Annotated in this window: 21 protein-coding genes; 9 read left to right on the top strand and 12 right to left on the bottom strand. The window is 58.4% G+C overall.

Features of this window, described 5'->3' with window-relative positions; all coding sequences use genetic code 11:
* Positions 1–394: 394 nt before the first annotated feature.
* Positions 395–2,341, top strand: a complete 1,947-nt coding sequence (locus tag JZX89_RS20490) for a M23 family metallopeptidase (protein WP_149901137.1) — start codon at positions 395–397, stop codon at positions 2,339–2,341.
* 68 nt (positions 2,342–2,409) lie between these two features.
* Here JZX89_RS20490 and clpB read toward each other — a convergent pair whose 3' ends face one another.
* The 6 genes from clpB to JZX89_RS20460 form a co-directional block, all read right to left on the bottom strand.
* Entirely contained in the window at positions 2,410–5,034 is a 2,625-nt protein-coding gene (gene clpB / locus JZX89_RS20485; protein ID WP_207135195.1) for an ATP-dependent chaperone ClpB, read from the bottom strand.
* Positions 5,035–5,424: 390 nt separating this feature from the next.
* Positions 5,425–6,228, bottom strand: a complete 804-nt coding sequence (locus JZX89_RS20480) for a DUF4167 domain-containing protein (RefSeq protein ID WP_207135194.1) — start codon at positions 6,226–6,228, stop codon at positions 5,425–5,427.
* A 395-nt stretch (positions 6,229–6,623) separates the two neighbouring features.
* Positions 6,624–7,490, bottom strand: a complete 867-nt coding sequence (gene prmC / locus JZX89_RS20475; protein WP_207135193.1) for a peptide chain release factor N(5)-glutamine methyltransferase — start codon at positions 7,488–7,490, stop codon at positions 6,624–6,626.
* Positions 7,487–8,569: a peptide chain release factor 1 gene (gene prfA / locus JZX89_RS20470; RefSeq protein ID WP_149901141.1), complete on the bottom strand. Its 1,083-nt coding sequence runs from the start codon at positions 8,567–8,569 to the stop codon at positions 7,487–7,489. The genes prmC and prfA overlap by 4 nt, the downstream gene beginning before the upstream one ends.
* A gap of 28 nt (positions 8,570–8,597) precedes the next feature.
* Positions 8,598–10,865, bottom strand: a complete 2,268-nt coding sequence (gene ptsP / locus JZX89_RS20465) for a phosphoenolpyruvate--protein phosphotransferase (RefSeq protein WP_149901142.1) — start codon at positions 10,863–10,865, stop codon at positions 8,598–8,600.
* A gap of 176 nt (positions 10,866–11,041) precedes the next feature.
* A complete protein-coding gene (locus JZX89_RS20460) occupies positions 11,042–12,319 on the bottom strand; it encodes an aspartate kinase (protein ID WP_035243307.1) in 1,278 nt (425 codons plus the stop codon).
* Positions 12,320–12,709: 390 nt separating this feature from the next.
* On the opposite strand from JZX89_RS20460, the gene JZX89_RS20455 reads away from it, so the two are divergent.
* Complete coding sequence (locus JZX89_RS20455; protein ID WP_207135192.1) at positions 12,710–14,557, top strand: DEAD/DEAH box helicase; 1,848 nt, start codon at positions 12,710–12,712, stop codon at positions 14,555–14,557.
* Between the two features lie 278 nt (positions 14,558–14,835).
* On the opposite strand, the gene JZX89_RS20450 is transcribed toward JZX89_RS20455, so the two are convergent.
* Positions 14,836–16,074 carry a saccharopine dehydrogenase family protein gene (locus JZX89_RS20450; RefSeq protein WP_149901144.1) on the bottom strand — a complete coding sequence of 413 codons (1,239 nt, stop codon included), beginning with the start codon at positions 16,072–16,074 and terminating at the stop codon, positions 14,836–14,838.
* A 59-nt stretch (positions 16,075–16,133) separates the two neighbouring features.
* The gene (gene nspC, locus JZX89_RS20445) at positions 16,134–17,231 is read right to left on the bottom strand and encodes a carboxynorspermidine decarboxylase (RefSeq protein ID WP_207135191.1); all 1,098 of its coding nucleotides are present in this window, start codon (positions 17,229–17,231) and stop codon (positions 16,134–16,136) included.
* A gap of 281 nt (positions 17,232–17,512) precedes the next feature.
* Here nspC and JZX89_RS20440 point away from each other — a divergent pair, with 281 nt between their 5' ends.
* The 3 genes from JZX89_RS20440 (at position 17,513) to galE (ending at position 19,478) form a co-directional block, all read left to right on the top strand.
* The gene (locus JZX89_RS20440; protein WP_142842396.1) at positions 17,513–17,857 is read left to right on the top strand and encodes an ElaB/YgaM/YqjD family protein; all 345 of its coding nucleotides are present in this window, start codon (positions 17,513–17,515) and stop codon (positions 17,855–17,857) included.
* A 9-nt stretch (positions 17,858–17,866) separates the two neighbouring features.
* The gene (locus JZX89_RS20435) at positions 17,867–18,301 is read left to right on the top strand and encodes a hypothetical protein (protein WP_207135190.1); all 435 of its coding nucleotides are present in this window, start codon (positions 17,867–17,869) and stop codon (positions 18,299–18,301) included.
* Positions 18,302–18,494: 193 nt separating this feature from the next.
* Complete coding sequence (gene galE / locus JZX89_RS20430; protein ID WP_045015763.1) at positions 18,495–19,478, top strand: UDP-glucose 4-epimerase GalE; 984 nt, start codon at positions 18,495–18,497, stop codon at positions 19,476–19,478.
* Positions 19,479–19,577: 99 nt separating this feature from the next.
* Here the strand turns inward: galE and JZX89_RS20425 are convergent, their stop codons facing one another.
* Positions 19,578–20,153, bottom strand: a complete 576-nt coding sequence (locus tag JZX89_RS20425) for a PRC-barrel domain-containing protein (RefSeq protein ID WP_207135189.1) — start codon at positions 20,151–20,153, stop codon at positions 19,578–19,580.
* Between the two features lie 41 nt (positions 20,154–20,194).
* Between JZX89_RS20425 and JZX89_RS20420 the strand changes: the two genes are divergently transcribed.
* Positions 20,195–20,362, top strand: a complete 168-nt coding sequence (locus JZX89_RS20420) for a hypothetical protein (protein WP_153515783.1) — start codon at positions 20,195–20,197, stop codon at positions 20,360–20,362.
* Between the two features lie 28 nt (positions 20,363–20,390).
* Positions 20,391–22,109, top strand: coding sequence for a sensor histidine kinase (locus JZX89_RS20415; protein WP_153515782.1), 1,719 nt, complete (start codon positions 20,391–20,393; stop codon positions 22,107–22,109).
* Positions 22,110–22,372: 263 nt separating this feature from the next.
* Here the strand turns inward: JZX89_RS20415 and JZX89_RS20410 are convergent, their stop codons facing one another.
* Together JZX89_RS20410 and JZX89_RS20405 are read right to left on the bottom strand one after the other, a co-directional pair.
* Positions 22,373–23,356, bottom strand: coding sequence for a sensor histidine kinase (locus JZX89_RS20410; protein ID WP_149901149.1), 984 nt, complete (start codon positions 23,354–23,356; stop codon positions 22,373–22,375).
* Between the two features lie 101 nt (positions 23,357–23,457).
* A complete protein-coding gene (locus tag JZX89_RS20405) occupies positions 23,458–24,252 on the bottom strand; it encodes a response regulator (protein WP_149901150.1) in 795 nt (264 codons plus the stop codon).
* A 138-nt stretch (positions 24,253–24,390) separates the two neighbouring features.
* Here JZX89_RS20405 and JZX89_RS20400 point away from each other — a divergent pair, with 138 nt between their 5' ends.
* On the top strand, positions 24,391–24,597 hold the full coding sequence (locus tag JZX89_RS20400) for a NepR family anti-sigma factor (RefSeq protein ID WP_046802106.1): 207 nt from the start codon (positions 24,391–24,393) through the stop codon (positions 24,595–24,597).
* Positions 24,597–25,163 (top strand): RNA polymerase sigma factor, encoded by a 567-nt coding sequence (locus JZX89_RS20395; protein WP_149901151.1) that lies wholly within the window; start codon positions 24,597–24,599, stop codon positions 25,161–25,163. The genes JZX89_RS20400 and JZX89_RS20395 overlap by 1 nt, the downstream gene beginning before the upstream one ends.
* Before the next feature lie 113 nt (positions 25,164–25,276).
* Here JZX89_RS20395 and JZX89_RS20390 read toward each other — a convergent pair whose 3' ends face one another.
* A complete protein-coding gene (locus JZX89_RS20390; protein ID WP_142842404.1) occupies positions 25,277–25,747 on the bottom strand; it encodes an Lrp/AsnC ligand binding domain-containing protein in 471 nt (156 codons plus the stop codon).
* Positions 25,748–25,860 lie beyond the last annotated feature (113 nt).

The following is a 25,860-nucleotide window of genomic DNA, read 5'->3' as shown; positions in this document are numbered from 1 at the left end:
CCCTCGTTCAGTGAGCGGACTTATAAGAGATCACCCGCAAACAAGTCAACACACCAAATCACAAAAAATAAGAAAATTACCCAAGGCATTGAATTTAAAATATAATTTTCATTTTCAGTAACTACCCGATGCAAAAGGCGCCACCGTGCTGCCGGTTTTGCACAGGAGAACAGAGCTCGCGACATCAAGTCGAGCCCCGCGCCTTCTTTTGGCCCTGTTCCTCGCTAATTGCTTTGCCAACGAAGCGTTAATGCGGGCATGCGTGCGCGTGTCCTTATGTAGGCTGTTGCGACATATCTTTCGGTGCGTCGATCAATTTGACTCATGGCTTTGAAAGTTGCACACCTTCGCCTGAAGTTTCTGGAGAGCGCATGACCGACGGGGCACAGCTGGTATGACTGCGGATCGCAATGTGATCCGGTCGCTAGGCACGGAGCCGCCAATTCTGGCGGAAGGACGTCGTGCACCCGATCGTCGCGAGATTTCGCTGCGATGGCTCTCCGGCACATTCCTGACTGGCATTACCTCTTCCATATTGATGGGTGTGGCTCTGTTTGCGGCCCTCGACGGCCGCCAGCAGCTCGCCATTCCCGCCGAGGCCTTCGCCAAGGCGGACATGGGTAACAATGCGACGGAAGCGGCGCGGCGCGGCACGCGCCTTATCGCCCCGAATATCGCGGCCCGGCCATCCGACCGGTCGATCATGGAAGTCTCGACTGTCATCAATGAAGGCGACAAGGAAGTGGTCCGCAAGGTTCCCTTCTCTCACGTCAAAATTCCCCTGGCGGCGAATTACGCCAAGCAGGATGACTATCCCGCCTTTGATCCCCTGAACATTTTCGCGAGCAACGACGACAAGGACGCCGCTGCGCCAGCACCGAGCCGCACGGGAACGATCTACGGCTCCGAGGTTGAATCCGAAGTCAGCCTGAAGACCGTGGCCTTTCCCGTCCAGCACTCCAAATACGCCTTTGCCGGCTCATTGAGCTTCGACGAGGTCGAGGAAGCGGTACGCTCGAACGGCTCGATCCTGACGGATGGCAACGAGCAGCTTGCTGCGCTTTATTACATCGACCCGCGCCGCTTCGATAATGATGAAGCCGATGTCGATATCACGGCTGGCCTCGCGGCCCGTGTCGTCGAGCAGAATATGTCGGTTTCAACCCCGCAATCGGCCTCGGTGCCGGTCAAGGAATATGCCGACGACGTGATCCCTGCCCGCCAGACCGAGACGATCGAGGCCGCTTTGTTCGGCGCGGGTTACTCCAAGGCACAATCATCGGAGATCGCCGGGCTGCTCTCACCGCAACTCCAGTCGAACAATGTCGAAAGCGGCGACGTGCTGCGTGTCGGCATCATTCAGGAAGACGAAAAAAGCGACATCGTGCGCGTCAGCCTTTATCGCAAGGGTCGACACATGGTCACCATGGCCGTCGATGACCGGAAAAACTTCATCAAGGCCAGCGAACCGCCGAAACTCGACGCGGTCGCGACTGCCTTTGACAGCACGCCTGCACCAGCGGCCGGTCGCGACCTGCCGAGCGTCTATGACGGTGTCTACCGCGCCGCTCTCGCATATGGCATGAACCAGAGCATGGTTTCGCAACTTATCAAGCTTCTGGCCAGCAGCGTCGATTTTCAGGCGCAGCTCAAACCGGCGGATACGCTGGAAGCCTTCTTCTCCGTGGAAGATGCCGACGGCAAGGCGACCGACAAGTCGGAACTGCTCTACGTCAATGCCAAGTTCGGCGACAACGAGACGCGTTTTTACCGGTTCCAGAACCCTGATGACAACAGCATCGATTATTTCGACGAAAACGGTAAAAGCATCCGGCAATTCCTGTTGCGTAACCCTGTTCCGAACGGCCGCATGACATCCGGTTTCGGCATGCGCCGTCACCCGGTTCTGAAATTCAGCCGCATGCACACCGGCACCGACTGGGCCGCCGCCCGCGGCACGCCGATCATCGCGACCGGCAACGGCACTGTCGAAAAGGCCGGCTGGGCCTCCGGTTACGGCAACCAGACCCTGCTTCGTCATGCCAACGGCTATGTTTCCTCCTATAATCACCAGAGTGCCATCGCCAAGGGCGTCACCGAGGGCTCCAAGGTCCGGCAGGGCCAGGTCATCGGTTATGTCGGATCTACCGGCCTTTCGACCGGCGCCCACCTGCATTACGAACTGATCGTCAACGGCACGAAAGTGGACGCGATGAAAGTGCGCCTGCCGGGCGGCAAGTCGCTCTCCGGCGATGCGCTCGCACGCTTCTCCGACGAAAGAAAGCGCATCGACAATCTTCTCAACATTGAAGACAAGCCAAATCAGGTAGCAAGCCGGTAACTCACCTGACGTCGTAGCCTGAAAAATCGGTCAAACAAAAAGGGCTCCGTTTCCGGAGCCCTTTTGCTTTATGCCGCATCTGCCGTTTCCGTTTCGGCCTCACTCTTCGGAGGCTTGACTTTGAACAGCAGCCGATCGGTGCCAGACGTCACTTTGACCCGCGAACCATCGGGGATTTCGCCGCCGAGGATCATTTCGGCGAGCCTGTCCTGAACCGACTTCTGGATCACCCGCTTCAGCGGGCGCGCACCATAGGCCGGATCATAGCCCTTGTTGGCGAGCCAGCTGCGGGCATCCTCATCCAGTTCGAGCGAGATCTTGCGATCGCCGAGAAGCGAGACAAGCCGCTTGAGCTGGATTTCCACGATCGCACCCATCTCGTCGCGCCGCAGGCGGTGGAAGAGGATGATATCGTCGATACGGTTGAGGAATTCCGGCCGGAAGTGCGACCGGACCCGCTCCATCACCAACTCGCGAACCGAATCCACATCGTCATTGTCGCCCATCTGCGTCATGAATTCCGAACCGAGGTTCGAGGTCATGATGATGATGGTGTTCTTGAAATCGACGGTGCGGCCCTGGCCATCCGTCAGGCGGCCATCATCCAGCACCTGCAACAGGACGTTGAAGACGTCAGGATGCGCTTTCTCGATCTCGTCAAACAGCACCACCTGATAGGGCCGGCGGCGAACGGCTTCGGTCAGGGCACCACCCTCTTCGTAACCGACATAACCCGGAGGTGCACCGATGAGCCGGGCAACGGAGTGTTTCTCCATATATTCCGACATATCGAGGCGAACCATCGCAGTTTCGTCGTCGAACAGGAAGCGGGCGAGCGACTTCGTCAGCTCGGTTTTGCCCACACCGGTCGGGCCGAGGAAGATGAACGAGCCGATCGGCCGGTTGGGATCCTGGAGACCGGCACGCGAGCGGCGAACCGCCTTGGACACAGCCTGTACGGCCTCACCCTGTCCGACAACGGACTTGGCAAGCTCGTCTTCCATGCGCAGCAGCTTTTCGCGCTGACCTTCCAGCATCTTGTCGACGGGAATGCCGGTCCAGCGAGAAACGATATGGGCGATATTATCAGGCGTCACCACTTCCTGAACCATTGAGCCGGCACCGCTGCTGTCGCGCGCTTCCGCCGCAGCCAGTTCCTTTTCAAGGCCCGGAATGATGCCATAGGTCAATTCGCCGGCGCGCTGGAACTGACCGTTGCGCTGGGCAATCGCCAGTTCGTTGCGGGCATCGTCCAGTTGCTTCTTGAGGTCTGCGGCATGGCCAAGCTTCTGCTTTTCCGACTGCCAGCGGGCCGTCAGCGCATCTGCTTTTTCTTCCGTATCAGCCAATTCGTCTTCGAGCTTTTTCAACCGATCGGCGGAAGATTGGTCAGTCTCCTGCTTGAGGGCCTCGCGCTCGATCTTGAGCTGGATGATGCGGCGATCCAGTTCGTCCAGTTCTTCCGGCTTGGAATCCACCTGCATACGAAGACGCGAAGCGGCCTCGTCCATCAGGTCGATTGCCTTGTCGGGCAGGAACCGGTCGGTAATGTAACGGTTGGAAAGCGTCGCAGCCGCAACCAGCGCCGAATCCGAGATGCGGACCTTGTGGTGCTGTTCGTATTTTTCCTTCAGACCGCGCAGGATCGAGATCGTGTCTTCCACGGTCGGTTCATCCACGAGCACGGGCTGGAAACGGCGGGCAAGGGCCGGATCCTTTTCCACGTGTTTGCGATATTCATCGAGCGTGGTGGCGCCAACGCAATGAAGCTCGCCGCGGGCAAGTGCTGGCTTCAGCAGATTGGAGGCGTCCATCGCCCCATCGGCCTTGCCGGCACCGACCAGCGTATGCATCTCATCGATAAACAGGATGATGCCGCCATTTTCGGCCTGCACCTCATTGAGTACGGCCTTCAGACGCTCTTCGAATTCACCGCGATATTTCGCACCGGCAATCAGCGCGCCCATATCGAGCGCCATCAGCTTCTTGTCCTTGAGGCTCTCCGGCACATCGCCATTGACGATGCGCAGCGCAAGCCCTTCGGCAATCGCCGTTTTACCAACGCCGGGTTCGCCGATTAGCACCGGGTTGTTCTTGGTGCGGCGTGACAGCACCTGAATGGTACGGCGGATTTCGTCATCACGACCGATGACAGGGTCGAGCCTGCCCTCGCGGGCCTCTTCCGTCAGATCGCGCGCGAATTTCTTCAGCGCGTCAAAACCCTGTTCGGCATTGGAGCTATCGGCCGTACGGCCCTTGCGGATTTCATTGATGACCTGATTGAGGCCCTGCGCCGTCACGCCCGCCTTCTTCAGCGAAGCCGAAGTGGAAGCAGAGCTTTCAATCGCCAGAGCCTGCAAAAGGCGCTCGACGGTGACAAAGCTGTCGCCCGCCTTTTTTGCGAGATCTTCAGCAGTCGAGAACACCTTGGCGAGCGGAGCGGTCAGCGAAAGACCACCATTGCCGCCGGAAACCTTGGGCAATTTCGCCAGTGCCGCGTCATTGGCAAGACGCGCTTCTTTCGCGTTACCACCGGCACGCTCAATCAGCGATGCTGCCATGCCCTGCTCGTCATCGAGCAAAACCTTGAGAACATGTTCGGCAGAAAACTGCTGATGATTTTCCGCAAGCGCAAAGGTCTGCGCCGATTGCAGAAAACCGCGAACACGTTCGGAGTATTTTTCAATATTCATAGTCGAACCTCCATTGACCGGCCCGCCCGCTTTCGGCACGGCTCCGGGTGTTAGGGTTGAGGCTCCCTCAAAAGGCAAGCCCCGCTACGACAGCCGTGTTTAAAGGATTTCACGATCGCCGCCTCTCGAAGGTCGGTTGCCGGCGAATGCGGCTTCCGTCCTTCCTGCACGAATATGGGAGGCATTTTCATCGGTTTAAAGGGGCGTAAAACCGCCGTTCGGGAAATTTTCGCCTGTTTTGACAGACATCAGGTTCGTGTCGCGCATCCGCCCTCTTCGCCGACGGGTTCCTCCCCATATGAACCCCAAAAACAAAAAACTCCGGCAAGCCGGAGTTTTTCAATCGCGTGTTCGGCCGCGTGTTTGGCGCGGTCTGTTTGAAATCCCTGCTTATTCAGCAGCGTTTTCAAGGGGGGCCGGTGTTGCGTCTTCGCCGGCTGGCGCTTCTTCACCTTCGGCACCTTCCGCCGCTGCGGCACGGCGCGGGCGACGCGGGCGCGGGGTCGTGGCACGACGGGTCTTTGGCGCACGTTCGGTCGCGGGCGCTTCCGACTGCTGCTGCTCTTCCTCGACGGCCACTTCCATGGGCGTACCTTCGATGACGGGCTGCGGCGCCTGGCTGGCGTCGTAAACCGGCGGCTGCTGTTCGGACGAGACCTGCGGCTGGCGCGGCTGACGTTCCTGCCGCTCACGGCGGTCCGGACGTTCGCGACGTTCCTGGCGTGGCTCGCTCCGTTCAGGGCGCTCCTGGCGCTCCGGCTGCTGGACGCGCTCTACCTGTTCGGAATGCTGCTGCGATGCAACGAAGCCGTCGTCGCCATCGTTTCCATCCATATCGTCGGCATCCGCGTCGGCGGCATTGTATTCACCGCGATCATCACGCTGGAAACGTTCCTGCATCTGGGCCTGAGCCGTGGCAATGATGCGGTTGTAATGCTCCGCGTGCTGCAGATAGTTTTCCGCGATCACACGGTCACCGGAACTCTGCGCGTCCCGGGCAAGGGCAGCGTATTTTTCCGCTATATGCTGGGCTGTACCGCGAATCTTAACATCGGGGCCGGAACTGTCATAAGTCCTGGTGAGCGGGTTACCGCCCTTGCGGTTAAAGTTGTTGTTACCGCCACCATTGTTATTGTTGTTATTATTGTTGCTTCCACGCCCCCGGCCGCGCTTGTTTTGCTGTCCTGGCCTCATCAATTGCTCACCTGAATTCTGTTTTGCTGACAATCTGGTTATTTTCATGCAATTCCGGACGGAAAACCGCTGGAAATTTTTCCTGAAATTGTTCCGTCACGCGTCCCGCCGAAGATAACCCCGGACAAAACCTCGCGTCTGACGACCGGTCGCGCAAATGCTGCACCGAGCCGCCTGCGAACAAAGTTTACTGATTCACATGCCGGAAACGCCCAGCCTTTCAGGGCTCTCAAAAGAACCCGCTTCGGGACTGACCCATACCCTGACGAATCTGCGTTCGTCCTCAGCCACCCTGCATGTGGCCGCAAACTATCCCGCTTCCCGCGGAAATCCAAGCCTTTTCTTTTGCTGTGCAAAATATCCTTGCAAAAAATCCGCCGCCATATCGCGAAGAACTATCTCCGGAAGATCAAAACTCTGTCGTTGCCGCCATAATCCTTCACGGCCTCCACAAGAGTGAAACCGTTGGAAGCAAATATGTCGGAAACATCAAGCCTTTGATCGAAACCGATCTCTACACCAACGATCCCGTTTTCCACAAGAAATCGGCCTGCGTCGGCAGCAATAAGGCGGTACGGTGCAAGGCCGTCCTGACCTCCGTCCAGCGCCGCCATCGGATCGTGATGACGAACCTCTCGGTCAAGCGTTGTAACGATATCGCTTCTTATATAAGGCGGATTCGACACAATTATGTCAAAGCGGCCGGAGATTTTCTCAAACCAGTCGCTATGCCTGATCTCGAAACGCGCTTCGAGCCCGTTTCGGGACGCGTTTCTGGCAGCTGTCTCCAGCGCATCAGCGGAAATATCACTGCCGATACCCGTCACCTCCGGGCATTCCTTCAAAAGCGCCAGACAGATCGCACCCGTGCCCGTGCCTAAATCCAGAATGCGGGCGCTACCCTTTTGGGAAACCGCCTCTTTTAACGCCGGCAAAAGCGTGTCAACGAGAACCTCCGTATCCGGGCGGGGTTCGAGCGTCTCCTTCGACAACAGAAGATCGAGGCCATGAAACTCCCGGTGACCGAGGATGCGATGGACCGGCTCTCCCCCCGCCCGCCTTTCGATCATGACGGCGATGCGGGCCTGCTCTTCCTGCGTAATGGGCCTGTCAGGCTTCATCACGAAATCGGTCAGTGAAAACGCGATAACCTCTGCGATCAACAGGCGCGCATCGAGAAGCGGATCGGCAACACCGGCCGCCTGCAGCCGTTTGCGGGCGGCGGCAAGTTCGGCCGAAACGGTTCCCTCAGCGCCGCTCAAAGCTGCTGTTCGCCAAGCAATGCCAGCTGGCCGGCCTGATAATCGGCGATCAACGCATCCACAAGCTCATCGATTTCACCTTCAATCATCCGGTCAAGCTTGTAGAGGGTAAGGTTGATGCGATGATCGGTGACGCGCCCCTGCGGAAAATTATAGGTGCGGATGCGCTCGGACCGGTCACCCGAACCGACCTGGCTCTTGCGGTCAGCCGAACGTTCGCTATCCACCTTCTGGCGCTCGATGTCGTAAAGGCGTGAGCGCAGAACCTGCATCGCCTTGGCGCGGTTCTGGTGCTGGGATTTCTCCGAACTCGTGACGATCAGGCCCGTCGGAAGATGGGTGATGCGAACGGCGGAGTCCGTGGTGTTGACGTGCTGGCCACCTGCACCCGAGGCACGCATCGTATCGATGCGTATATCCTCCGGGCGGATTTCGACGTCGATGTCCTCCGCTTCCGGTAGCACCGCAACGGTGGCGGCGGAGGTATGGATACGGCCGCTTGCTTCCGTTTCCGGCACGCGCTGAACGCGATGTACGCCGGATTCGAATTTCAGCTTGGAGAAGACCCCTCGCCCGGTAATCGTGGCGATAATTTCCTTGTAACCGCCCGCTTCACCTTCGCTGGCGGAAAGCACCTCGACTTTCCAGCCTTTGGTCGACGCGAAGCGCTCATACATACGGAACAGATCTCCGGCAAACAGCGCCGCCTCGGAGCCGCCAGTGCCGGCACGGATTTCAAGGATCGCGCTTTTTTCATCCGCCGCGTCCTTGGGAAGCAGCAGGACCTGCATATCCTTCTCAAGCTCACCGATGCGGGCCTCGACGTCCGGCAGTTCCATTTCCGCCAGATCGCGCATGTCCCTGTCAGTCGTCCTGTCGGCGAGCAGCGCCTCGAGATCGGCAGCCTCGGCAATCGCCTTTTCGTAGTCGCGAATCTTGTTCACGACCGGCTGAAGCTCGGAATATTCCGAAGCCAGCTTCACATAGACATCCGCCGCCGGGCCAGCCGACATCCGCGCTTCGATTTCTCCGAAACGTCTTTCCAGTTCGCGCATTTTTTCGACGGGAAGCTTCGCCACCAGTCACTCCGATAATGAAATAAGTCTTTTAAATGGGAATGGAATGCGCTGCAGCAAAGCGTAACAACACCTCGCGCCCGCTTTCCAGCGAATTATGATCGTCAAGCGCAGCATTCAGCTCGTCGGCAAGGCGCGCGGCGTCCAGCCCGAGCAGCATGGCCTTGACCGGGCCGATTGCCGTCGGCGACATGGAGATCGACCGGAAACCGAGACCGATCAGCGCCATGGCAGTCAGCGGCTTGCCCGCCATCTCACCGCAAAGCGTGACCGATGTGTGGTGCTTTTCGCCGGCGCGAACAATATCACGCAGAATGCGCAGGAACGGCTTGCCGAGATTGTCGAAACGATCCGAAACCCTGGCATTGCCACGATCGACCGCCATGGAAAACTGGAACAGGTCGTTTGAACCGACGGAAACGAAATCCACCTCCTGCATCAGCTCGTCGAGCTGCCACATCAAGGACGGCACTTCCAGCATCGCGCCGAATTGCAGCTTTTTCGGCAGCGCATGGCTGAATTTCGAAAGATGCTGCACTTCCTTCTGCAGAAGATCGCGTGCGGCCCGGATTTCGGATACCTCGGTCACCATCGGCAACATCATGCGCAGTTCCGCTCCGGACGCGGCGCGCAGCAGCGCGCGCATCTGTGTGCGCATCAGGCCCGGCCGGTCGAGCGACAGGCGGATCGCCCGCCAGCCCAGCGCCGGGTTTTCCTCTTCCTGGCCCCGCATATAGGAGACGACCTTGTCGCCGCCGATATCGAGCGTGCGGAAGGTGACGCTCTTGCCCTTGGCCTGCCGGAGCACAGACCGATAAAAAGCCTCCTGCTCCTCGCCCTTCGGCATGTTGGAGGCGATCATGAATTGCAGCTCGGTGCGGAACAGGCCGATGCCATCGGCGCCGGATTCCTCCAGCTGCGGCAGGTCTACCAAGAGGCCTGCATTCATCTTGAGGTTGACCTTCTGGCCATCCTTGGTAATCGGCTCGACATTGCGCAGCGCGCGGAACTGCTCCTGCCGCTTGGCGCGCAGGCGAACTTTTTCCTCATAGGCGCGCTGCAAATCCGACATCGGCCGCAGATGCACCTGGCCGTCATCACCATCGATGATGATCGGATCGTTATTTTCCGCGAGTGCTACGATACCGGCCGCCTGGCCGATGATCGGAATACCCATGGCGCGCGCCACGATGACGACGTGGCTCGTCACCGCCCCGTCTTCGAGCACCAGACCGCGCAGTTTTTCACGCGGGTAATCCAGCAATTCGGCAGCGCCCATGGCACGTGCCAGAACGATGGCGTCAAGCGGAAAATCCAGCTCCGGGCTGCGACCGCCGAAACCGATCAGCTGGCGCAGCAGCCGGTTGGCGAGATCGTCGAAATCATGCATGCGCTCGCGCAGATAAGGATCGGTCAGGCGCATCATGCGCGCCTTGGTGTCGCTCTGCACCTTCTCGACCGCCGCTTCGGCCGTCAGGCCGTTGCGGATCGCCTCTTCCATGCGCCGCACCCACCCCTGATCGTGGGCGAACATGCGATAGGTTTCCAGAACCTCGCGGTGCTCACCTTCAGTCGGCACGTCGCGGCGCTGCAACATGTCATCGATCGACAGGCGCAGCGAACCGATGGCGTCGGCAAGACGCAGGATTTCCGTATCCGCGTCCTCGTTCAAGAGATTGGTGACGACAATGCGGGGATCGTGCAGCACGACGTGGCCAAGACCGATGCCTTCACCGTAACCGTCGCCATCGATGGAGACGGCACGCGTCAGGTCCAGCTCCACGCCGGGGCGGGTGATCTTTTTCAACTCGCCGCTCGCCACTATTTCAGCGATAAGCATCGCAGTTGTCTCAAGCGCTTCAACTTCATCCTCCCGGTATGTTCGGCTGACCTTGTTCTGAACCACAAGAACGCCAAGAGTGCGACCGGAACGCAAAATCGGCACGCCGAGGAAGGAATGATAAATTTCCTCACCGGTTTCAGGAAGATAGCGGAAAGCGGGATGCGCCTGCGCATCGGAAAGATTGAGTGGCTGGGCGGAAGCGGCGATGGTGCCGACAAGACCCTGCCCCATTTTCAACTGGGCAAGATGCACGGCATCCTTGTTCAGACCTTCGGTGGCATAAAGTTCCAGCACGCTGTCGGAACGCAGCACGTAGACCGAGCAAACCTCCGCCACCATGTTGCTGGCTATCTGACGGACGATCTGGTCCAGGCGGTCCTGCGGCTCAAGGTGCTCCGCCATCATTTCGCGCAGCCGCTTGAGCAGGACGCGTGGACCTGCAGAAAGGTCTCTCATCGCGTTTGCTCCCCGACGCTTCCGATCCGAATGTCATAATATTCGAGAATCAAAACGTCATTTAAAAAATTTATAGCGCGAGAAGCGCGTCCCGCAAGGGACACGCTTTCAAGAAACGCCACATCGGAAGAACGCAACCCCGAAGAATCGGAGCATCGGGAACCGATGTCTCGGGTTCAAGCCTTATCGAGACCGTAGGCGGAATGCAAAGTGCGAACGGCAAGTTCGGCATAGGCGCCATCGATCAGGATCGAAATCTTGATCTCTGACGTGGTGATGGCCTTGATGTTGATGTTCTTCTCGGCAAGTGCCTTGAAGGCGCTGGCGGCAACGCCGGCGTGGCTGCGCATGCCGATACCGATGACCGAAACCTTGGCGAGACCCGTCTCGTTCTGGGCAACGTCGAAGCCGATCTGGGCCTTGTTCTCGTCTAGAACTTTGAGAGCCTTGGCAACGTCCCCCGAAGGAACGGTGAAGGTCATGTCGGTGCGCGAGCCATCTTCGGAGATGTTCTGCACGATCATGTCGACATTGATATGCGCTTCTGCGAGCGGACCGAAGATCGCGGCGGAAACGCCCGGACGGTCGGCCACGCGGCGCAGCGAAATCTGTGCTTCATCCTTGGCATAGGCGATGCCGGTTACGACTTCCTGTTCCACGATTTCATCCTCGTCACAAATCAAAGTACCGGGCGGGTTGATGAGGTCGCCCATGCCCGGCGCATCGGGATCCTCGAAACTGGAGCGAACGAAGGTGCGCACCTTGTGTACCATGGCAAGCTCGACGGAGCGAACCTGCAGAACCTTCGCGCCGAGAGACGCCATTTCAAGCATTTCCTCGAAGGCGATCTTCTTCATGCGGCGAGCCTTGGGCTCGATGCGGGGATCGGTGGTGTAGACGCCATCGACATCGGTATAGATATCGCAACGATCCGCCTTCACGGCAGCGGCGATAGCGACGGCAGACGTGTCCGATCCGCCGCGACCGAGCGTCGCGATGCGGTTATCCGGGCCGATGCCCTGGAAACCGGCAACGACGGCAACCTGACCTTCGCCCATGCGGTGAACGATATCCGAACCGTCAATCTCGAGGATGCGGGCGGCGCCATGCGCATTATCGGTGCGGATCGGGATCTGCCAGCCCTGCCAGGAGCGCGCGTTGATGCCCATGGACTGCAGCGTAATCGCCAGCAGACCTGACGTCACCTGCTCGCCGGATGCGACGACCGCGTCATATTCGCGCGCATCATAGAAGGAGGCGGCGTTGGTGCCGGCCACCTTCGCAGCATTCTGCACCCAGTCCACCAATTCGTTGGTTTTGCCGGACATGGCGGAAACGACCACGGCCACTTCATGGCCGGCATCCACTTCGCGTTTCACATGCCGTGCGACATTGTGAATGCGTTCGAGGTTCGCGACGGACGTGCCGCCGAATTTCATGACAATGCGAGCCATAGCCTTGACCAGTACATCCCTTTTTTCCGCCAGCCGGTTTTCACCCGGTGTGGACAAGAACAAACCCAGTCGGCCCTTCCTGACAAAGAGCCTCAAGTTGCGGGTCTCTTAGCGAAAAGGCGGGGGGCACGCAATGCCGTTTATGAACCATGCGGTACGCCTTTTTGGCGACCTTCGCGAAGGACGGTGGTGGGCTGGAACAGAAGGCGGGAGAAAGTACCCGTAAAAGAGCGTACCGCAGTGCACTGTACAAACGGGCCTATTCGCAGTATGAGCGCGGGCAATGCAACCGGCCAGATGGCCGAAATGGCCAGTATCGGCTGCCCCGGAGACTTTAGAACCTATTGGTTTCGGGCGGATGCGGGCAGCTTCATATCCGAAAGACGGTAGATGACAGACACCCAGGGTATCGCCCCGGCGATCGCGCAGGCGTTGGAAAAACGCGGTTACAAAGACTTGACCCCCGTACAGGAGGCGATGCTTTCGCCTGAACTGGCTGACAAGGATGCGCTGGTTTCCGCGCAGACCGGCTCCGGCAAGACGGTTGCCTTCGGCATTGCGCTTGCAACCACGCTGCTGCGTGACACAAATCGTTTCGGTCAGGCCTCCGCACCCCTGGCGCTTGCCATTGCGCCAACCCGCGAACTGGCCATGCAGGTCAAGCGCGAGCTGGAATGGCTTTATGAATTCACAGGTGTCTCGATTGCATCCTGCGTCGGCGGCATGGATATCCGCAGCGAGCGCCGGGCGCTGGAACGCGGCGCTCATATCGTTGTCGGCACACCTGGCCGTCTCTGCGATCATATCAAGCGCAACGCGCTCGATCTGTCCTCGCTGCGCGCCGTGGTGCTGGACGAAGCCGACGAGATGCTCGATCTCGGTTTCCGTGAAGATCTGGAATTCATTCTGGAAGAATCGCCCGCCGATCGCCGAACTCTGATGTTCTCGGCCACCGTTCCGCGCAGCATCGCCAAGCTTGCCGAAAGCTACCAGAAGAACGCCGTGCGCATCGCCACCGCTTCCGAGCAGAAGCAGCATGTGGATATTGAGTATCGCGCCCTGCTGGTGTCGCCTTCCGATCGTGAGAACGCCATCATCAACGCGCTGCGCTTTTACGAAGCCCGCAACGCCATCGTGTTCTGCTCCACCCGCGCCGCCGTCAACCATCTGACGGCCCGCCTGAACAATCGCGGCTTCTCCGTCGTGGCTCTTTCCGGCGAACTGACCCAGAACGAGCGCACGCACGCCCTGCAGGCCATGCGTGACGGCCGCGCCCGCGTGTGCGTGGCGACCGACGTTGCCGCCCGCGGCATCGACCTGCCGGGTCTGGAACTCGTCATCCACGCCGACCTGCCGACCAATTCGGAAACGCTTCTGCACCGTTCCGGCCGTACCGGCCGCGCCGGGCAGAAGGGCGTCAGCGCCATCATTGTGCCCGTGAGCCAGCGCCGCAAGGCCGAACGCCTTCTCGAAGGCGCCAAAGTCAGCCCGGCATGGGTTCGCCCGCCCTCCGTCGAAGAGATCGTCGAGCGCGACGGCGCAAGGCTTCTGGCCGATCCGACACTCAGCGAAGGCGTGGCTGAGGACGAACGCGATTTCGTCAACCAGCTGCTGGAACAGCATGGTGCGGAAAAAGTCGCCGCCGCCTTTGTGCGCCTTTATCATGCGGGACGCTCGGCCCCTGAAGACATCTTCGAAGTCGCGCTCGACAACACTCGCAAGCCGCGCCGCGACAGTTTCGAAACGGTCGAGAACAACGCGCCGCGCCGCGAACGGTCCGACTTCTCCGACAGCGCGTGGTTCTCGCTGTCCGTCGGCCGCAAGCAGAGCGCCGAGCCGCGCTGGCTTATCCCGATGCTGTGCCGCTTCGGCAAGATCACCCGTCAGGATATCGGCGCCATCCGCATGCAGCAGACGGAAACCTTCGTGGAACTGGCGGCCGACGCCGTCGACCGTTTCACCTCCGCCATCGGCAAGGACATGATGCTCGAAAAGGGCATTCGCCTGAAGCAGATGGAAGGCAAGCCGGAAATGACCGGCAACGCCCGTGAAGACACAAGGCCCGCCACAGCGCAGCGCAAATTCACGAAATCCGACAATGCGAGCGCGCCGCGCGACGACCGCAAGGGTGATGACAAGCCCTGGAAGAAGAAAAAGGCCTTCGGCGACAAGCCTAAATACGAAGGCAAGAAGGACAAGCCGTTCGAAAAGCGTGGGCCGAAGCCGACGAAGGGCTGAGGTCACTTTGCGACTGAAGACGACGGCGGGCGTACCTTCTCTCAACGTCATCCTCGGGCTTGTCCCGAGGATCTGCAACCTATTGATTTTATTCAACGTGATTGGATCCTCGGCACACGGCCGAGGATGACGTCGCGTAACTGGTTAGACTCCTCTTTCCATCGGACTGGGCGCTAAACCCGTTTTGCGTCCGGCGCGTGATAGATTGGCTGTATAGTCAAGAAAAAAGCCCCGCATTCGCGGGGCTTTTTTGTCTCTATCCGTCGAGAGTGCTGCACTCAGAACTCAAGCGCGCGGTCGCCGTTCTCATCCTTGATACGGTTCGGCAGACCAATCTTGTTCAGGATGTTCAGGAACGGCTTCGGCGGCAGTTCTTCCACATTGGCCATCTGCTTCACATCCCATTCGCCGGTGGCGATGAGCATGGCAGCGGCGACCGGGGGAACGCCGGCGGTGTAGGAAATGCCCTGCGAGCCAACTTCTTCGTAAGCTTCCTTGTGGTCGGCCACGTTGTAGATGAAGACTTCGCGTTCCTTGCCATCCTTGATGCCCTTGACGATATCGCCAATGCAGGTCTTGCCGACATAGTCAGGCGCCAGCGAGGACGGATCGGGCAGGACGGCCTTGACCAGCTTGAGCGGCACGACTTCCAGACCTTCTGCCGTCTTGACCGGCTTTTCGGACAGGAGACCGAGGTTCTTCAGCACGGTGAAGACGTTGATATAGTGATCGCCGAAGCCCATCCAGAAGCGCACATCGGCACCGTCCATATTTTTGGAAAGCGAATGCACTTCGTCATGGCCAGTCATGTAGGCCTTCTGCTTGCCGACGACAGGCAGATCGAATTCCTGGCCGACTTCAAACATCTGGTTCGTCTGCCACTCACCCTTCTGCCAGGAATAGACAACGCCGGTGAATTCGCGGAAGTTGATTTCCGGATCGAAATTGGTCGAGAACCAGCGGCCATGACTGCCAGCATTGATGTCGACGATATCGACCGAGGTGACCTTGTCGAAATATTCATCCTTGGCAAGGCGGGCATAGGCATTGACCACGCCGGGGTCGAAACCGACGCCGAGAATGGCGGTGACGCCCTTTTCCTTGCACTCAGCGGCGCGCTTCCACTCGTAGTTTCCATACCACGGCGGCGCCTCGCAAATCTTGGTCGGATCCTCATGGATCGCCGTGTCCATATAGGCAACACCTGCGTCCATGCAGGCACGAAGAACGGACATGTTAACGAAAGACGAACCGACATTGATGACGATTTCCACGCCGGTCTGTTTAATCAAGGCTTTCGTCGCCTCGATATCCATAGCGTCAAGCGCATGGGCCTCAAGTTTCACATCTGTCTTGAGGCTGTTCTTTTCGCGTACGGACTCGACAATCTTGCGGCACTTTTCCAAAGTCCGTGACGCAATATGAATGTCTCCCAATACATCGCTGTTCTGGGCGCATTTATGCGCCACGACCTGTGCTACGCCACCGGCGCCGATGATCAGAACGTTCTTCTTCATTTCAGGTGATGCCTCCTTTTCCCCGCAGGGATAAGCTTCGTTTGATGTTGAAACAGGGTTTAAGACAGGCTTTGCTCAAAATCGGCAAAGTCGAATTCACGAACGGCGCGCACTGTGCCGTCCAGTTCCTTGATGGCGATCGCCGGCATCTTCACGCCGTTGAACCAGTTCTTCTTGACCATGGTGTAACCGGCCGCGTCCTGGAAGGAGATGCGGTCACCGACCTTCAGTTCCTTGTCAAAGCGGAAATCGCCGAAAATATCGCCGGCCAGGCAGGACTTGCCGCAGACCATATAGGGATGTTCGCCCTCGTTCGGCGAAACCTTCGCGGTTTCGCGATAGATCAGCAGATCGAGCATGTGGGCTTCGATGGAGCTGTCGACGATGGCGAGGTTCTTGCCATTGAACAGCGTGTCGAGAACCGTCACCTCAAGTGTGGTGCTTTTGGTAATCGAAGCTTCGCCGGGTTCCAGATAGACCTGCACGCCATATTTTTCCGAGAACGCCCGCAGGCGGTCGCAGAACTGATCAAGCGGGTAATTGTCGCCGGTGAAATGAATGCCGCCGCCGAGGCTGACCCATTCGGCACGTGACAGCAGCGATCCGAACTTCTCCTCGATCTGCGCCAACATACGATCGAAGAGTTCGAAATCGCCGTTTTCGCAATTGTTGTGGATCATGAAACCGGAAATGCGGTCCATGACCTTGTCGACCTTGGCGACGTCCCATTCACCAAGACGGCTGAAAGGACGCGCGGGATCGGCAAGATCGAAACTGGAGGAGCTGACCTGCGGGTTGAGACGCAGGCCACGCGTGATGCCGGCGGCCTTGTCGGCGAAACGCTCCAGCTGACCGATCGAATTGAAGATGATCTTGTCGGCGTTAGAGATCACCTCATCGATTTCGTAGTCGGCATAGGCGACCGAATAGGCGTGGGTTTCGCCGCCGAATTTTTCGCGGCCAAGGCGCACCTCATAAAGCGAGGACGAGGTGGTGCCGTCCATATATTGCGACATGAAATCGAACACCGACCATGTGGCGAAGCATTTCAGCGCCAGAAGCGCCTTGGCCCCGGATTTTTCCCGCACATAAGCAATCTTCTCCATGTTTTGGAGAAGTTTTGTCTTGTCGATGAGGTAATAAGGCGTCTGAAGCATGGCGTTTCACATATTGATTGAAGTCAAGGTACGTCTCGATGATGGGCCTTATATGATGCTTGTGACAGGAAAACAAATGTCCGGCACTTAATTCCCGGAAAATCGCCCCCGGCCCGGAAAGTGCTGAAAGAAACACGTCACGTTACGGAACCAAGCCCGCACCGGCGCGTTTGAATGGCGGACAGGCGGGTGTTTCTTCCGCCGAAATGAAGGTTCGTGCGTGGCAGCAGTCGGTAAACATGCCGCCATCCCGTCAACGATGTTCAGGAAGGACTTCACCTATGGCAAGCGTGCGTAGCAGCGTTAATGACAAGATCCAGCAATCCCTCGAAAACGGTGATGCCGCCGACGTGGCAGCGCAGCTCGCCCAGCTTCGCGAAGATCTGGCAAATCTTGCCAAGAGTGTGAAAGCGCTCGGCGTCGGTGCCTCGCATGAGCTGAAGGCGCAGGCCGCCCGCGTGGCTGATGACGCGCTCACCGCCTCTGGCGAAATGGCCGACAGTGTGCGTAGCGAAATTTCGTCGCTGAACGATAATCTGACCGATCAGGTCCAGAGAAACCCGCTCCAGTCCCTCGGCATCGCCGTTGGCGTCGGCTTCGTGCTCGCTCTCCTCACACGTCGATAAGGCCGCATCATGCTTGAGGCATTGCTGGTCTATCTGGGAGACACCCAGCGCGAAGGACGCGTGGTGACGCGGCGCCTGCGTGCCACCATCATCCTGTGGGTGCTGACCGGTGTCTTTTTCCTGATTGCCTTCGTCGCCGCCGTGGTTGCAGGGTCGATCTATCTTGCCCGGCATGTCGGCGCGGGTCCCGCCGCGCTCGTCGTCGCCGGCGCCGCGTTTCTGCTCGGCGTCATCATGCTGGTGGCGCTGGCAATCGTAAAACGGCCCAGAGCCTACGTCGCCCGGCCGGTTGCACCCTTGACGGCCGCTCCGCTGACCGCTGCCCCCCTCGCCTTACAGTCATTGTTGACGCTGGCGATCCAGGCGCGGCCGTATGCGACGCTCGCTGTCGCCATGGCCGCCGGTTTCCTGGCGACAAGGGCCAATACGAGGAAAAAGAAATAAACACGCCTCCTGGCGTGTTTTACGCACTTCACCAGCCCCCCATAAAAGCTGTGCATCCAGATGATGGATGCGCAGTTTTTTTTATGTTACGCGCAATGGATAGACTGGCAAATGGCGTCCCGCGCCACGCCGCCCTTATTTGAACAAAGTGACATACAGTCTCGGCGCGTCCGTATTTATTGAAAGGCGTTTGATGAAGAAGAAAGTCCTTGTCGTTGGCGGTGCCGGTTATATCGGTTCGCACACCTGCCTTCTCCTCTCTGAGCGAGGATATGAACCGGTTGTTTTCGACAATCTGTCCAATGGACATGAGGAATTCGTCCGCTGGGGGCCCTTCGAACAGGGTGATATTCGCGACCGGGCGCGGCTGGACGAAGTCTTCGCCAAACACCAGCCGGAAGCCGTTCTGCATTTCGCGGCGCTGATCGAAGTCGGCGAATCGGTGAAGCAGCCCGTCGCCTTTTACGATAATAACGTCATCGGCTCGCTCAACCTGCTCTCCGCCGCGATTGATGCCGGCGTCACCGCCTTCGTCTTTTCCTCCACCTGCGCCACTTACGGATTGCCGGAGCAGGTGCCGATCGACGAGACGCACCGGCAGGCGCCGATCAACCCCTATGGCCGCACCAAATGGGTGGTGGAGCAGGCGCTGAAGGATTACAGCACCTATAAGGGCCTGCGCTCGGTGATGCTGCGCTATTTCAACGCCGCGGGCGCGGATTTCGAGGGCCGTATCGGCGAGTGGCACAAGCCGGAAACCCACGCCATCCCGCTCGCCATCGAGGCCGCACTCGGACGGCGTCAGGGCTTCAAGGTGTTCGGCACGGATTACGACACCCGGGACGGCACCTGCGTGCGCGATTACATTCACATTCTCGATCTCGCTGACGCACACGTAAGGGCGGTGGATTACCTGCTGGCCGGCGGCGAAACGGTGGAACTCAACCTCGGCACCGGCACCGGCACCACGGTAAAGGAATTGCTCGCGGCAATTTCCGAGGTGTCGGGCCGCCCCTTCCCGGTCGAATATACCGGCCGGCGCGACGGCGACTCCACCACACTCGTGGCCAATAACGACAAGGCTAAAGAGGTTCTGGGCTGGGAACCGCGTTATTCCCTGTCGGATATCATCAAATCCGCCTGGGCATGGCATTCATCCCGCAACGCCGGCGATTAAGCGGCCCGTGGGCCAAAACAAAAAAGACACCGGCCACTGGCCGGTGTCTCTCGCGGGACGGCTGAAACCAACTCCCGCTCCTGCCTCCCAGGTATGGGATTAAGGCTTGGTGGCGGATGTGGTCGTGCTGTCAGGTGCCGCCGGGGTTGCCGCGTTCTTCTCGCTGGTCTTCTGTTCCAGCGTCTTGAACTCAGGTGCACTCTTAAGGGTTTCCGCCGTTTCGGTCGTCGTCAGGCGGATGGTGCCATCCTGCGCATTGCGCGTCATCGTCACCTTGTCCATGGGGACGGCTACATCCTTGGCGCCGATGCCGAGGAAACCGCCAACGCCGATCACGGCTGCGACCAGACCGCCATCTTCTTCCATGATGAGGTTGGTGACGTTACCGATGCTTTCATCGGCTGCGGTGTAGACCGACTTACCAATATAGTCATTGGCGCTGATCTGCGTTTCGCCCTGCTCGGTGATGTAAGCGCCACCCGTCGTTGTGGCCGCGCTGCCATTGGCAGCAGGAGCCGCAGGTGTCATCGGAGTGGCAGGCGGCGTTGCCGGCTCAGTCTGCGCACCCGGATTTGCCGGGGCAGGCTGGGTGGTGCCCTGAGCGATGGCAAGCGGCGCGAAAGCCGTCGTGCCCATCAGGGCTGCGGTGACGAGTATCGTAAGTTTCTGTGCCATTTCGTACCTTCCTTTCATCGTTCTCAACTGGCCGAGCGGGAATGAATTTCGCTTCCGCTCGCTGGCCGGTTCGTCTTGCAAACGGGCTGGTCGTTGAAATAGTTCCGATTTTTTCGGTCAAACCGGTTCATTTGCCGCATGTCGCGACAACCGAAGGTAAAAATCAGGCATTGCTAACGGGGGACAGCGCGGTATTATCCCTGCCGTAACAATGCCATAACTGCCGGAGTTTTTTATATGCCTCAACCCGGCAACAGACTGAAAGACATGATCTCGGCTTTACGGCGGCGCAGCGCGAATTTCTTTCCGACCGCCTCCATCGGCACTTATCTGGTGGTGATGGCAACCGTCATCACCCTGCCGCTGATCCTTTTTGTCGGCTATCTGATGCTGCGCCTCGAAGCCGAAAAACGCGACGACCTGCAAAGGGAAACCATCGAGGATGTCCGGGTCGTCAGCCGCAACATCGACCGTCGCCTGCAGGAAATCGCCACCTCGCTCAATCTGCTGTCGCAGTTTCCCGAGCTTGAGAGTGGCAATCTTGCAGCTTTTCAGGGACGCGTTGCCGAAAGCCTGAAAAGGGAGGGCCTCTATGCCCTGCTCGCCGCCAAGGATGGCCAGCAGCGTCTCAACACCCGGGTGCCCTATGGCCAGCCTCTCGGCAAGGTGCCGGCGGAGGCCAATCTGGCGAAGGCGATAGAATCCCGCCGCATCACCGTCTCGGATCTGTTTTTCGGTTCCACCAGCAATGAGTGGGTGTTCAACGTCACCATGCCGCTCGACCCGGAACTGAGCCTGGCCGGAGACGCCCTGATCCTGACGCAGAATGCCAGCGATCTGAGCCGGCTTATTCCCACGGAAAACCTGCCGCGCAACTGGGCGGTCGCCATCATCGACGGCACCAACCGGGTTGTCGTTTCCAGCGCGCAGGATGAGGCGGCAGTCGGAAAACCCTTTGTCACCCCCGAAATATTGTCGGAAATGCAGGCCTTCAGTGGCAATTTCTTCGACGGCAAGGGCAATCTCTATGCCTATGCGCAATTGCCGGGCTGGCAGTGGAAAACCGTGATGTGGGGACCGCTTGCCGCAAGCCAGGCAGCACTGATCGACACATGGCGACAGATGATGATCGGCAGCCTCGTGCTGGTACTGATCGCCATCGGCGGCGCCTATCTGGTCGGCCGGCAATTGCGCAGCTCCATTCGCGATCTGACCCATATGGCGGAGCGCATCGGCGAAGGCGAGATCGTTGCGCCCGTCGATACCAAGATAAAGGAAGCCAATCAGGTCGCCATCGCGCTCTCCAACGCTTCCTTTGACAGAAGCCAGTCGGAAGAGCGGCTGCAATTGCTGCTGCATGAACTGGTTCACCGCTCCAAGAATATTCTGACGCTGGTTCAGGCGATGATACGGCAATTGGGGCGGGAAAATAAAAGCATCCCGGAGTTCCAGAAAGAAGTCGACCATCGCCTGCGCGGTCTCGGCATGTCGATCCGGGCACTGGCGGAGGTTCAGTGGCAGGGGTTGCCGATCCACAAGCTGATCGAGACCCACCTCGAAGTTTTCGGCACCGTTTCGGAACGTGTCGTGCTGGCGGGAGACGATTTCATGCTTTCGCCGGAAGCGGCGCAGAATTTCGGGCTTGTGGTGCACGAGTTGACCACCAATTCCATTAAATATGGCGCGCTTTCGGCGCCGCTCGGGAAAATCACGGTGAGTTGGAAGCCGCTCGAAAAAGATGGTCGGCAGATGCTCCATCTTCTCTGGACCGAGACGGGCGGACCACCGGCTAGAGAGCCGAGCCGCAAGGGTTTCGGCACCACGGTCATCAAAAGACATGCGGAAGGCGCATTCGGCGGACATGTGACGACGGAATACCGCGAAACCGGCTTCGAATGGTCTCTGGAAGCGCCTATCCGCTATTTTACGCCGAAGCGACCGGACCCGGCGCACTGAAGCGCATCGGCGGTAAGAATGGCAGAAAATCTGCCCATTGCTAAAAAAATGCATTTTCCGGGAACCGAATGCGGTTGCATGCATTATTACTGCAGGCCAAGCAATTCCCCCGTCCCCGCCTGAAGCTTGGCTGACTATAAACGGGTTTCGCCCCTGAAAACCCGTCATAAAAATAGCACGGCTCTCCTATGGGCCGTGCTTTTTTATTGCTCCTTCGCAGATTGAAACAGGCTTTCGGCCTGACCTGAGGTCCGACAACTTTCTCAGGAATCCGTGCCGTCGCCCGAAGGGAACTTCAACCGGTAAACGATGCGCTCCGGCGTCAGCTGGTATTCGGCACTTCCTCCAAGAGCGGAAGGAACCACCTTTTCCAGCACAACGCTGCCAAAACTGCCGCGCCTTGCCTCTGCAGGCTCCTTCGACGGCATCATCGGCTCGTTCCATTCGACGATATAAAAATCACCGTCCTGGCGACATTGCAGGGATATAGGCGGGTGATAGGCAAGATTGCCGCTGTGGCTCACCGTGTTGACGACCAGCTCATGGAAGGCCAACCCGATATAAAGCGCACCATTCGGATTGAGCAGCAGGTTTTCCCCTTCCATGTGGATGAGGTTCGGATATTCCGGCACATAGAGATCGAATTGCTGGCGGAGAAGCTCGAATATGCGCGCGCCCCGCCAGTCCGAATCCGTGATGAGATCCTGGCTTTGGGCAAGCGCGTGCAGCCGCCCACGGAACTTGCGCAGAAAGTCATCTTTGGTGAGGCTGAAACGGGCTGTCTGGCCCGCAAGGCTCTGGATGATCGCCAGCAGGTTTTTGGAGCGATGGCTAACTTCTCGCAGCAGCGAGCGCAGAAGCTGCTCGCGCCGCCGTTCCGCCGTTACCTCCCGAATGGTGGTTTTCATCACCATCTGTTTGGCCTGGTTGACGGTGGAATGGACCTGAAACTGGAAAACGCGGTCCTTGCCCGCACTGACTTCCAGCATGCCCCGGCTACCAGCCGTGTTCATGTCCTTTTTGAGGTTCTCGAGCCGCACCGAGAGATCATTGCCGAACAGATTTTCATCGGTTGGATGGGAATCGGCCGGCAATTTCCAGACATCCGGCAGATTAGCCACGAATATGTAATCGCGCTTCCAGTCCTGCAGCATGACTGTCTCACCCGAATCGAGCAAGGCGAGAACGAGCGAATCATGAAGCTCACTCTCGTCCCTCTCCGCGTTATGCCATGCCAGCCGATGCAAATTCGTCTCCTTGCAGAAAGCCGCGGGTCAACGCCACGACTGTAACCGCCAACGCCCGGGCACCACACTGGTTCCCGGCCCGTCTGCGATTTCGGCAAATTTCACGCCGCGACGCGAGAGCTTTCGTTGAAAAACAGGGCCTGGCTGATAAGCGCTTTCACCATGTCCGGGTTGAAAGGTTTCGTCACAAGGAACGTCGGCTCAGGCCGCTCGCCCGTCAAAAGACGCTCGGGGAAAGCCGTGATGAAGATCACCGGGAGGGTGGTCATCTGCAGGATGTCCTTCATCGCGTCGAGACCGGAACTGCCGTCGGCAAGCTGAATATCGGCAAGGATCATTTTCGGCTGCGTGCGATGGAAAAGATCAAGCGCCTCGGTATGCGTGCGGGCGATACCCGTGACGCGGTGACCGAGATCGGTGACCATCTGTTCGATATCCATGGCGATCAGAGGTTCGTCCTCGATGATCATGATATCGGTTGCGACCTGCCGGGCGATTTCGGAAGCCGCCTCATCGATCAGCCTGCCGACCTGGTCTTCCGACACTTTCAGAACCTCTGCGGCTTCCGAAGGCGAGAACTCTTCGACCGTCGTCAACAGGAAAGCCTGACGTGCAAGCGGCGGGACGGCGGAGAGGTTCGCAGAAGCGCGTTTTTCCCATCCCGACAGGTTTTCATCGGCCTTAATATTGATCGTGACGGAACTAAAGATCGATACGAACAATTGATAAAGCGAAACGCGATCGCTGCTTGTCTGCGGGAAGATGCTGATATCGGCGATCAGAGCTTCGAGTGTTGCCGCAACATAGGCATCGCCCGTGGATTGTGAGCCGCAAACGGCACGCGCGAACCTGCGCAGATATGGCAGGTGCGGTGCGATGCGTGTAGAAACTGACATGGAATTCTCCCCTTTCATGCGGTCTGCAACGCAAACCCAAGATAGCAACGTGCGTATCGCAAAAAAAGTTCCCGACTGCCGGAACTATTTTTTTCACCGCGCATTATTTGCCACGACACAAAAGGAATACCGGACGTTATGAGCATGTTTCAATCGGACCAAGATTCGCCGGACAATTCGGCCGCCCCTCAGGTTCCACACTCCGGGCGGGCGGTGATTTCCCGCAAGCTCAGGGAGCTTTACGATGCCGTTCAGGATGAAGGCATCCCTGACAAATTCCTCGATCTTCTCGAAAAACTCGATGAAGCCGAAAGCAAAGCCAAAACAAAGGCTTCGGAGGAATGATGGCGAAAGAGCCGGAGCAGACAGAATATAATTTCAAGCGGGAAATGCTGGCGGCGCTGCCGAATCTGCGCGCCTTCGCGATTTCGCTCATTCGCTCGAGGGATCGTGCTGACGACCTCGTGCAGGACACGATCATGAAGGCCTGGGCGAAACAGGAGAGTTTCCAGCCCGGCACCAACATGCGCGCGTGGCTGGTGACGATCCTGCGCAACGAGTTCTATAGCCAGATACGCAAATCCGGTCGCGAAGTGCAGGATACGGACGGTGTCTATACCTCGCGCCTTTCAGTGCCGCCCGAACAGCATGGTTCGGTAGACCTTCAGGATTTCCGTGCAGCACTGGAGAAACTGCCGGATGACCAGCGTGAAGCCATCCTGCTGATCGGCGCGTCAGGCTTTGCCTATGAGGAAGCCGCCGAGATTTGCGGCTGCCCGGTCGGCACGATCAAGAGCCGTGTCAGCCGCGCAAGATTGCGCCTTCAGGAGCTGCTGGGTATCGAAAACGAAAACGAATTCGGTCCGGACGCGCAGATGAGCGCTGTCACAGCCGCCGCCACGGCGCGCTGAAAGACCTGAATTTTGACAGCAACGAACGGGCAGGCCTGCGCCTGCCCGTTTTTCATGTCTGCCGGTAACGTGCATTCCGGACGGACGACGAGGCCGTTTTTTCCTGGAATGCCCTAGATGCCGGTTTCCTTGACCGACTGCATGACCACGAAGGTCGAGGTATTGGCGACCGATGGCAGGCTCGAGATTTTCTCACCCAGCACCCGTCGATATTTGCGGATGTCGCTGGTACGCACTTTCAGGAGATAATCGAAGGCGCCGGCGATCATGTGGCATTCCTCCACTTCCTTGATCTTGCGAACCGCCGTATTGAATTCCTCCAGCGCTTTTTCCCGCGTATCGGAAAGTTTGACTTCGGCAAAGGCGATGTGATCGACGCCGAGTTTATGCGGATTGAGCACGGCCCGGAAGCCAAGAATATACCCCTCATCCACCAGCCGCTTCAGCCGCGTCTGGCATGGCGTCTTGGAAAGACCGACCCTTTTCGACAGTTGCAGCACCGACATGCGGCCGTCCTCGCTCAAGGCTTCCAGGATCTTGAGATCGAAGTGGTCCAGATCGTCTGTTTTGTGGCTATTTGCCATGTCATTTCACGCCATTTGAAGAAAACAAAAGTTCATATAGCCTGTTTTATTCCAAAAATAGGGCCATAGCAATTTCTCCAGCGATGGTATTATCAGCAGCAGGATGAAAAGCG

Origin of the sequence: Agrobacterium burrii, from assembly GCF_017313405.1 — a bacterium.
Lineage (GTDB): Bacteria > Pseudomonadota > Alphaproteobacteria > Rhizobiales > Rhizobiaceae > Agrobacterium > Agrobacterium burrii.
The sequence above is the reverse complement of the archived record's forward strand: the minus strand, read 5'-3'. Positions and strand labels throughout refer to the sequence as shown.

Excerpts from the sequence above, each read along its gene's own strand:
- JZX89_RS20420 (WP_153515783.1), top strand. The coding sequence starts at position 20,195 with ATGAATTTCGCTTCCGCTCGCTGGCCGGTTCGTCTTGCAAACGGGCTG.
- JZX89_RS20435 (WP_207135190.1), top strand. The coding sequence starts at position 17,867 with ATGCTTGAGGCATTGCTGGTCTATCTGGGAGACACCCAGCGCGAAGGA.
- JZX89_RS20390 (WP_142842404.1), bottom strand. The coding sequence starts at position 25,747 with ATGGCAAATAGCCACAAAACAGACGATCTGGACCACTTCGATCTCAAG.
- galE (WP_045015763.1), top strand. The coding sequence starts at position 18,495 with ATGAAGAAGAAAGTCCTTGTCGTTGGCGGTGCCGGTTATATCGGTTCG.
- clpB (WP_207135195.1), bottom strand. The coding sequence starts at position 5,034 with ATGAATATTGAAAAATACTCCGAACGTGTTCGCGGTTTTCTGCAATCG.
- ptsP (WP_149901142.1), bottom strand. The coding sequence starts at position 10,865 with ATGAGAGACCTTTCTGCAGGTCCACGCGTCCTGCTCAAGCGGCTGCGC.
- JZX89_RS20395 (WP_149901151.1), top strand. The coding sequence starts at position 24,597 with ATGGCGAAAGAGCCGGAGCAGACAGAATATAATTTCAAGCGGGAAATG.
- nspC (WP_207135191.1), bottom strand. The coding sequence starts at position 17,231 with ATGCTTCAGACGCCTTATTACCTCATCGACAAGACAAAACTTCTCCAA.
- JZX89_RS20490 (WP_149901137.1), top strand. The coding sequence starts at position 395 with ATGACTGCGGATCGCAATGTGATCCGGTCGCTAGGCACGGAGCCGCCA.
- JZX89_RS20400 (WP_046802106.1), top strand. The coding sequence starts at position 24,391 with ATGAGCATGTTTCAATCGGACCAAGATTCGCCGGACAATTCGGCCGCC.
- JZX89_RS20480 (WP_207135194.1), bottom strand. The coding sequence starts at position 6,228 with ATGAGGCCAGGACAGCAAAACAAGCGCGGCCGGGGGCGTGGAAGCAAC.
- JZX89_RS20405 (WP_149901150.1), bottom strand. The coding sequence starts at position 24,252 with ATGTCAGTTTCTACACGCATCGCACCGCACCTGCCATATCTGCGCAGG.
- JZX89_RS20440 (WP_142842396.1), top strand. The coding sequence starts at position 17,513 with ATGGCAAGCGTGCGTAGCAGCGTTAATGACAAGATCCAGCAATCCCTC.
- JZX89_RS20415 (WP_153515782.1), top strand. The coding sequence starts at position 20,391 with ATGCCTCAACCCGGCAACAGACTGAAAGACATGATCTCGGCTTTACGG.
- JZX89_RS20460 (WP_035243307.1), bottom strand. The coding sequence starts at position 12,319 with ATGGCTCGCATTGTCATGAAATTCGGCGGCACGTCCGTCGCGAACCTC.
- JZX89_RS20425 (WP_207135189.1), bottom strand. The coding sequence starts at position 20,153 with ATGGCACAGAAACTTACGATACTCGTCACCGCAGCCCTGATGGGCACG.
- JZX89_RS20450 (WP_149901144.1), bottom strand. The coding sequence starts at position 16,074 with ATGAAGAAGAACGTTCTGATCATCGGCGCCGGTGGCGTAGCACAGGTC.
- JZX89_RS20455 (WP_207135192.1), top strand. The coding sequence starts at position 12,710 with ATGACAGACACCCAGGGTATCGCCCCGGCGATCGCGCAGGCGTTGGAA.